Origin of the sequence: Acidithiobacillus marinus (assembly GCF_002847505.1) — a bacterium.
GTDB lineage: Bacteria > Pseudomonadota > Gammaproteobacteria > Acidithiobacillales > Acidithiobacillaceae > Acidithiobacillus > Acidithiobacillus marinus.
Genome location: NZ_MXAV01000004.1, coordinates 214,281 through 222,500, shown reverse-complemented (window position 1 = coordinate 222,500; position 8,220 = coordinate 214,281). Strand labels below are relative to the sequence as shown.

The following is an 8,220-nucleotide window of genomic DNA, read 5'->3' as shown; positions in this document are numbered from 1 at the left end:
CCGGTATTCGGAGTTTGCAACGGGTTGGTAAGCCGTGACAGCCCCCTAGCCGTAACAGTGCTCTACCCCCGGCAGTAATACGCGACGCGCTACCTCAATAGCTTTCGGGGAGAACCAGCTATCTCCGGACTTGTTTAGCCTTTCACTCCTATCCACAGTTCATCCCCGACCTTTTCAACGGGCGTGGGTTCGGACCTCCAGTGGGTTTTACCCCACCTTCATCCTGACCATGGATAGATCGTCCGGTTTCGGGTCTACTCCCTGCGACTGTCGCCCTATTCAGACTCGGTTTCCCTACGCCTCCCCTCTTCGGTTAAGCTCGCCACAGAAAGTAAGTCGCTGACCCATGATACAAAAGGTACGCAGTCACCCGTAAAACGGGCTCCCACTGCTTGTAGGCATACGGTTTCAGGATCTATTTCACTCCGCTCTCCGCGGTTCTTTTCGCCTTTCCCTCACGGTACTGGTTCACTATCGGTCAGAGACGAGTATTTAGCCTTGGAGGATGGTCCCCCCATCTTCAAACAGGATTCCACGTGTCCCGCCCTACTTTGCTCATGCCTAGTTCCACGAAAGTCTTTTCGGATACGGGGCTATCACCCACTACGGCCAACCTTCCCAGGTCGTTCTCCTAAGTCTTTCGCTAAATCATGAAGGCTGCTCCCGGTTCGCTCGCCGCTACTACGGGAATCTCGGTTGATTTCTTTTCCTGCAGCTACTGAGATGTTTCAGTTCACCGCGTTCGCTTTACACACCTATGTATTCAGTGTGCAATAACCAGATCACTCTGGCTGGGTTGCCCCATTCGGATATCCCCGGATCAAAGCTTGTTTACCAGCTCCCCGAGGCTTTTCGCAGGTATCCACGTCCTTCATCGCCTGTCTCTGCCAAGGCATCCACCGTATGCCCTTATTCACTTGACCATATATCCCCAAGCATCCACTTGGAGGCATGCCATCGGCAAGATGACATACATGGCCTTCCCTTCCTCAACTGTCAAAGAACAATACCGCTTCGTGACCCTGAATCGGTAGTACTCAGCTTCTGATCAGAAACTCACTACTACAGACTCTTTTTACTACGTCCTTACTACTACGCTTTACGCCTACTTCTTGACGGCTTTTACACCGCTACCGCCTCCACCCGAGCTGCCGACCCGCGCGCTGCGGGCTTCTTCCCTTTGGTGGAGCTGACCGGGATCGAACCGGTGACCCTCGGCTTGCAAAGCCGATGCTCTCCCAGCTGAGCTACAGCCCCATTTGGTGGGCCCAAGTGGACTCGAACCACTGACCTCACGATTATCAGTCGTGTGCTCTAGCCAGCTGAGCTATAGGCCCGATTCTTTACCGAGTGGCGTGTGTGGGGTCTAGAACCCGTTTCTTTAAAGGAGGTGATCCAGCCGCAGGTTCCCCTACGGCTACCTTGTTACGACTTCACCCCAGTCATGAACCATACCGTGGTCATCGCCCTCCCGAAGGTTAGGCTAACGGCTTCTGGTACAATCCACTCCCATGGTGTGACGGGCGGTGTGTACAAGGCCCGGGAACGTATTCACCGCGGCATGCTGATCCGCGATTACTAGCGATTCCGACTTCATGCAGTCGAGTTGCAGACTGCAATCCGAACTACGACGCGCTTTCTGGGGTCTGCTCCACCTCGCGGCTTGGCTTCCCTCTGTACGCGCCATTGTAGCACGTGTGTAGCCCTGGACATAAAGGCCATGAGGACTTGACGTCATCCCCACCTTCCTCCGGTTTGTCACCGGCAGTCTCCCTAGAGTGCCCGGCCGAACCGCTGGCAACTAAGGACAAGGGTTGCGCTCGTTGCGGGACTTAACCCAACATCTCACGACACGAGCTGACGACAGCCATGCAGCACCTGTGTTCTGATTCCCCGAAGGGCACTCCCGCATCTCTGCAGGATTCCAGACATGTCAAGCCCAGGTAAGGTTCTTCGCGTTGCATCGAATTAAACCACATGCTCCACCGCTTGTGCGGGCCCCCGTCAATTCCTTTGAGTTTTAACCTTGCGGCCGTACTTCCCAGGCGGAATACTTATCGCGTTAGCTACGACACTCAGTACGCGTGGCACCAAACATCTAGTATTCATCGTTTAGGGCGTGGACTACCAGGGTATCTAATCCTGTTTGCTCCCCACGCTTTCGTGCCTCAGCGTCAGTATTGGGCCAGGTGGCCGCCTTCGCCACTGATGTTCCTCCAGATCTCTACGCATTTCACCGCTACACCTGGAATTCCACCACCCTCTCCCATACTCTAGTACACCGGTTTCCACCGCCATTCCCAGGTTGAGCCCGGGGATTTCACGACAGACCTAATGCACCGCCTACGCACCCTTTACGCCCAGTGATTCCGATTAACGCTTGCACCCCCCGTATTACCGCGGCTGCTGGCACGGAGTTAGCCGGTGCTTCTTCTTGGATTCACGTCAACAGCAAGTGATATTAGCACTCACCTTTTCGTCCTCCACGAAAGAACTTTACAACCCGAAGGCCTTCTTCATTCACGCGGCATTGCTTCGTCAGGGTTGCCCCCATTGCGAAAAATTCCCCACTGCTGCCTCCCGTAGGAGTCTGGGCCGTGTCTCAGTCCCAGTGTGGCTGGTCGTCCTCTCAGACCAGCTACCGATCGTCGCCTTGGTAGGCCTTTACCCTACCAACTAGCTAATCAGACGTAGGCTCCTCTTCCAGCGCGAGGTCCGAAGATCCCCCGCTTTCCCCCTCAGGGCTTATGCGGTATTAGCCCAAGTTTCCCTGGGTTGTCCCCCACTCAAAGACAGATTCCTACGCTTTACTCACCCGTCCGCCACTCGTCAGCATCCGAAGACCTGTTACCGTTCGACTTGCATGTGTTAGGCATGCCGCCAGCGTTCAATCTGAGCCAGGATCAAACTCTTAAGTTCAATCCATACAATTTCTTCAACTTCCAGTACCATCAGCGCGTCCTTAAACCCACTGACAATACCTCTAGGGCCTAAACCCCACACATCTCCACTCGGCTGTGAAAGAACGAAACTGCTTACTGCGAAATCTTGGTAGCGGGGGTAGGATTTGAACCTACGACCTTCGGGTTATGAGCCCGACGAGCTGCCAAGCTGCTCCACCCCGCAACAGGGTCGACAATCATACAAGGCAATCTATTTTACTGTCAATACCTTTCTGCTTTGCCGTCTCTTTCAGGACCGTTGCCCCGTCGAGAGAGCGCACTATACATGGGGGTCTGGGGGTGTGCAAGCTCTTTTTTCATTCTCCTCTCTTAGCTGTTTACTTGGTCGAGTTTGCCAATGCCACCGGCGCGGGTGGTGGTGTAGCCGTATTGGCATCAGCCCCATAGGGGGCGAAATCATAGGGTTGCACCTTCAATTGACGGACCACCATCTGCTGGTCCGGGGTATTGATATTGATGGCCACCGGCACCGTATTGGGTTTTTCGACCAGATTGATGACTCGTTGCCAGTTGACGGTCCAGTCCTTGTGCATCTCGGTGCTGTAGGTCGTGATGGCATCCACTGCCCGCTGCTGATGATTGGTTCCCTTATGATAAGCCTCTACTGGAGTAAAGGCCTGCAGGTACAAATTCCCGTTTTCACTGCTGCCCACCATATAAGGCTGGTCGATACTGCGTACGGACGTACCCACCTTGACCATTTTGAATAACTGGACTTCGTTTTCCGGATAGACATGGAAACAGCCATGACTGACCCGCATCCCTACACCCCAAGGCTTGTTAGTGCCGTGGATAAAGATTTGCGACCATCCCGTTTCCAGCGCCAGTTCACCCATGGGGTTGTCGGGCCCCGCCGGGAAAAATGCCGGGATGGGTTCGCCAGCCTTAGCATGTTCTTCCTGAATGTTTTTGGGGACTGTCCAGGTTGGATTTTTAACCTTGGCAATGATTTTTGTACTACCCACCGGATCGGGCCAGTTCGGGCGGAAAATACCTACCGGAAAAGTATAGACCACCTTCTGCCCTGCCGGAAAATAATACAGACGGCGGGCAGGAATATTGATGATGATGCCCTGCCAGGGCTTGGGCGGAAGAATGTATTCGGTAGGCACGAGCACCCGGGTGCCGGCTCCGGGTAACCAGGGATCCACACCCGGATTGGCTGCGCGGATTTCGTTGTAGCCCACGTCATAATGGCGGGCAATATCCAGCAGAGTATCCTGCTGACGAGCCAGCACGACCCGGAGTTGTCCGACCATGTTGCTGCCTGCTGGCGGCAGGGGAAACTCTGCCGCCATTGCAGTCGGCACATTGAGCACCAGCCCACCCAGCAGTAACCAATGAATATGCTTAAGTTTCATGAAGAGATGATTCCTGGAGTTGATCAATGAAAGTGAGGTCGAGGACAAGTTCTTGATGCTGATCCTGCAGCTTGAGCCACTCGCGCCCCGCTGCCGTCCAGACATCCAGAATCTGTCCCTGGAGATGGCGGCCATCATGCAGCTGAAGTATCACTGGCCGTCGCTGCAGGGCTGCCAGTTCCAGAGCACTGTGCAAGGCACAACTGACAGGCAGATAGGGATCTGACACTTATGCCCGGATAGCGTCCATACCACCCATATAGGGTCTTAGCGCTTCGGGAATGAGCACAGTACCGTCGGCTTGCTGGTGATTTTCCAGCAAAGCCACCAGGGTGCGGCCAATGGCCAGCCCTGAGCCATTCAGGGTATGCGCCAACTGGGGCTTTCCGTCCTCGCCGCGATAGCGCAGTTGCAATCGGCGCGCCTGGAAACTTTCAAAATTGCTGCAGGAACTGATTTCACGATACTGGTTCTGGCCTGGTAACCAGACTTCAAGGTCATAGGTGCGCGCCGCACTGAAACCCATATCGCCGGTACAGAGCGCCATGACCCGATAGGGAAGTTCGAGTAATTGCAGGACTTTTTCGGCATGTCCGGTCAGCGCCTCAAGGGCGGCAGCGGAATCTTCGGGACGTACCACCTGCACCAGCTCGACCTTGTCAAACTGATGTTGTCGAATCATGCCCCGGGTATCACGCCCATAAGCGCCTGCTTCACGGCGGAAACAGGGGGTGTAGGCGCAGAACTTCTGGGGAAGCGTCGTGACGATTTCGCCGCGCAACAAATTGGTGAGCGGCACCTCTGCTGTCGGAATCAGATAATAAGGATCATCGCGCAGGGCAAACAGGTCGTCTTCAAATTTAGGTAATTGACCGGTGCCAAATAAGGAGTCCGCATTGGCCAGAAATGGCGGAGCGATTTCGGTATAAGCATGGGTCTGCACATGCAAATCCAGCATGAACTGGGCCAGCGCCCTTTCCAGACGGGCACCCAGGCCCCGTAATACGACAAATCGTGCTCCAGCCAATCGGGCGCCAGCGGCAAAATCCAGAATCCCCAAGGCCTCGCCGAGATCCACATGATCTTTGGCCGTGAAAGAAAATTCACGGGGAGTTCCCCACTGCCGCAACACGACATTGTCCGTTTCATCTTGACCTTCCGGGACGCTGTCCTGGGGGAGATTGGGCAGACTGCTGACCAGTGTCTCCCATTGCTGCAGGACTGTTTCAAGAGATTGCTCCAGCGCCTTGATGCTTTCTCCATACTGTCCGGCCGCCGCTTGCATGGCGCTGGTATCCAGTCCCTGCCGACGCGCCTGGGCAATTTCCCGGGAGGCTTCATTACGGGCATTGCGTTGCTCTTCCATCTGGATTTGCAGGATTTTGCGCTGCTGATCCAGCGCCTTCAAGGCATCGACGTCCAGCATAAAATGCCGACGGGCGAGTCCGGTAGCGACCTTTTCGGGTTCATTGCGCAACAAGTTGGGGTCAAGCATGGGGCTTTTTCTCTTCAGCAGTGGCGCGACGGGAGCGAATCCAGCGCAGACGCTCCTGAATGCGCAGTTCCAGCCCGCGTTCGCTGGGTTCATAAAAACGGGTTCCCACCAATGCCGGCGGAAAATATTCCTGTCCGGGAGCAACGGCATCGGGATAGTCGTGATCGTATTGATATTCCTTGCCGTAATCCAGCGTTTTGAGCAATTTGGTGGGCGCGTTACGCAAATGCAGGGGGACTTCCTGACTGCTTCCGGCTTTGACCAGAGATTGTGCCTGGTTCCAGGCTGCATACACACGATTGCTTTTGGGACAGCTCGCCAGGTACACCGTCACTTGCGCCAGGGCCAGCTCACCCTCGGGACTGCCCAGAAACTGGTAGGCATCTTTGGCCGCCAGAGCCATTTCCAATGCGCGTGGATCTGCAAGGCCTACATCTTCCGAGGCCATCCGTACCAGACGCCGGGCCAGGTAGAGGGGATCGGCACCGCCATCGAGCATTCTTGCCAGCCAATACAGGGCGGCATCGGGGTCGGAACCGCGCAGGGATTTGTGGAATGCGGAAATTTCATCATAAAAAGCCTCGCCGCCCTTGTCGAAACGCCGCCAGCTTTGCCCGGTCGCGGCCATCAGGGCCTCGGGGGTAATCCGCACCGTGTCTTCCTGCTGCCCTGCCAACTGCACCGCCAGATCCAGCAGATTGAGGAGGCGGCGGGCATCTCCATCCGCCGCACGCAACAGGCCTTGACGCAATTCAGCTGGAAAATCAATAGAACGTGCGCCCAACCCCCGGGTGGAATCCTGCAAGGCCCGCGCAAGAATGATGGCCAGATCGGCTTCCTCCAGGGTCTTGAGCACATACACCCGCGCCCGGGAAAGCAGGGCATTGACCAGGGCAAAGCTGGGGTTTTCTGTCGTGGCGCCGATCAGGGTAATGACGCCTTCTTCCACGTAGGGCAGCAGGGCGTCCTGCTGGGTTTTGTTGAAACGATGGATTTCATCAATAAAGAGGGCGGTTTCCTGTCCCTCAACCCGACCCGCTTCGGCACTGCTAATGGCGGCGCGGATTTCCTTGACGCCACTATTGACTGCTGAAAGTACTTGAAAATGACAACCCGCAGACTGCGCCAGCAACTGGGCAAGGGTGGTTTTTCCGGTGCCTGGTGGGCCCCATAAAATCATGGAATGGAGGTGACCGGAGCGGAGCATGGCACGCAAAGGCCCCTGTTCGCCGAGCAGGTGCGCCTGGCCGACGTAATCCTCCAGACGCTGAGGACGCAGACGCGCCGCCAGAGGGCGGAGATCACGCGCTGGATTCTGCAAGAGATCTCCGCAGAGAAGCGGGGTCAAAAATGCCGGGAAATCGCCGCACCGAAGTTGAAGGTACTGGCTTTATAGGTTCCGGGAAAGGTCGGGGAATAGGAATTGGCATTACCGGAAAGGGCATAGGAAGCTCCGATGTCATACTGCCAGTGCCCAAGCCCGATACCCAGACCAAAGGATACCAGATTGCTGCTGGGTGCAGGGGCAGCAGCCTGGATACTGGCGCCACTCGTAGGACTGTCTTCATGGGCGAGGCCGCCACGCAAAGCCAGGAGTTGACTGAAGTGATAGCTCAATCCCAGACGATAGGCGAGGGCTGATTTCCAGTCGAGATTGCCATAACCCGGTAAACGGGTATTGCTCCAGTCATTCCAGTCCACATCCAGCTCGGTCGCAAATGCGGGGGTGAAACGGTAGCGGATACCGGCCTGAACCTGGCTGGGCAGGCGAATATCATTACCCACCTTGGCGGTTGAGCGGTAACTCAGGCCTGCATTGAAGGTTTCGGTAGTGTAGAACAGGCCGACATTACCGCCGACGCCGCCGCCGTTGCCGGAATGCGGTCCAAAAGTTGCGCTGAGGCTCTGGTAATAATCCAGTCCGGCACCAATACTCAGATTGGGCAGAATCAGGTATGCCACGCCCGGATTGATGTCGATGAGGCGCAGATCATTTTTGTAGGGCTGAGTCTGCCCCGCACTCAAGCTTCCTGCTGGCCAGGTGGCATTGATTCCATAGGGAGAGGTAATGCCCAGCCCCACTGCCAGCGGCAAATTATCAAAGCGATGAGTCACGAACAAATTGGGCATGATCAGCAGATTATTGCTGGCACCCACCCCATCTCTTTTATAGCTGGGTTCTGCGGCCACCACATCCAGACCGGCGCGGGTTCCGGGAAAAAACACCATATCTGCCGGATTAATGGCAAAACTGCTGACGGGACTGGCATCAGCTACGGTAGCCCCCGCTTCGGAAAGCCCTACGACCGATGTGGGCACCGCAAACCCCGATGCCTGGGCCTGCACACTGACGAAAAGGCCCAGGGCCAGAAGGGTCAAACCGGTTTTGACATTACGCATG

General features: G+C 55.9%; 5 protein-coding genes, 3 tRNA genes and 2 rRNA genes (1 of these 10 cut by a window edge). All 10 read right to left on the bottom strand.

The genetic code is table 11. The annotated features are described in order from the left end of the window. A 23S ribosomal RNA gene (locus tag B1757_RS01800) occupies positions 1–923 on the bottom strand; it reaches 1,966 nt to the left of the window's first position. A 258-nt stretch (positions 924–1,181) separates the two neighbouring features. Next, positions 1,182–1,257, bottom strand: a tRNA-Ala gene (locus B1757_RS01795). A gap of 3 nt (positions 1,258–1,260) precedes the next feature. Beyond that, a tRNA-Ile gene (locus tag B1757_RS01790) sits at positions 1,261–1,337 on the bottom strand. 46 nt (positions 1,338–1,383) lie between these two features. Beyond that, positions 1,384–2,919, bottom strand: a 16S ribosomal RNA gene (locus B1757_RS01785). Together the 16S and 23S rRNA genes with 3 tRNA genes alongside form the textbook arrangement of a ribosomal RNA operon. A 130-nt stretch (positions 2,920–3,049) precedes the next feature. Further along, a tRNA-Met gene (locus B1757_RS01780) sits at positions 3,050–3,126 on the bottom strand. 154 nt (positions 3,127–3,280) lie between these two features. Continuing rightward, entirely contained in the window at positions 3,281–4,324 is a 1,044-nt protein-coding gene (locus B1757_RS01775; RefSeq protein ID WP_101536677.1) for a L,D-transpeptidase family protein, read from the bottom strand. Beyond that, positions 4,314–4,553, bottom strand: coding sequence for a Rho-binding antiterminator (locus B1757_RS01770; protein WP_101536676.1), 240 nt, complete (start codon positions 4,551–4,553; stop codon positions 4,314–4,316). The genes B1757_RS01775 and B1757_RS01770 overlap by 11 nt, the downstream gene beginning before the upstream one ends. Continuing rightward, on the bottom strand, positions 4,554–5,819 hold the full coding sequence (gene serS / locus B1757_RS01765) for a serine--tRNA ligase (protein ID WP_101536675.1): 1,266 nt from the start codon (positions 5,817–5,819) through the stop codon (positions 4,554–4,556). Continuing rightward, the gene (locus B1757_RS01760) at positions 5,812–7,140 is read right to left on the bottom strand and encodes a replication-associated recombination protein A (RefSeq protein WP_101536674.1); all 1,329 of its coding nucleotides are present in this window, start codon (positions 7,138–7,140) and stop codon (positions 5,812–5,814) included. The genes serS and B1757_RS01760 overlap by 8 nt, the downstream gene beginning before the upstream one ends. A 23-nt stretch (positions 7,141–7,163) precedes the next feature. After that, positions 7,164–8,219: an OmpP1/FadL family transporter gene (locus B1757_RS01755; RefSeq protein WP_101536673.1), complete on the bottom strand. Its 1,056-nt coding sequence runs from the start codon at positions 8,217–8,219 to the stop codon at positions 7,164–7,166. Position 8,220: the final 1 nt, after the last annotated feature.

Coding starts and splice junctions, on each gene's coding strand:
- B1757_RS01775 (WP_101536677.1), bottom strand. CDS start 4,324: ATGAAACTTAAGCATATTCATTGGTTACTGCTGGGTGGGCTGGTGCTC.
- serS (WP_101536675.1), bottom strand. CDS start 5,819: ATGCTTGACCCCAACTTGTTGCGCAATGAACCCGAAAAGGTCGCTACC.
- B1757_RS01755 (WP_101536673.1), bottom strand. CDS start 8,219: ATGCGTAATGTCAAAACCGGTTTGACCCTTCTGGCCCTGGGCCTTTTC.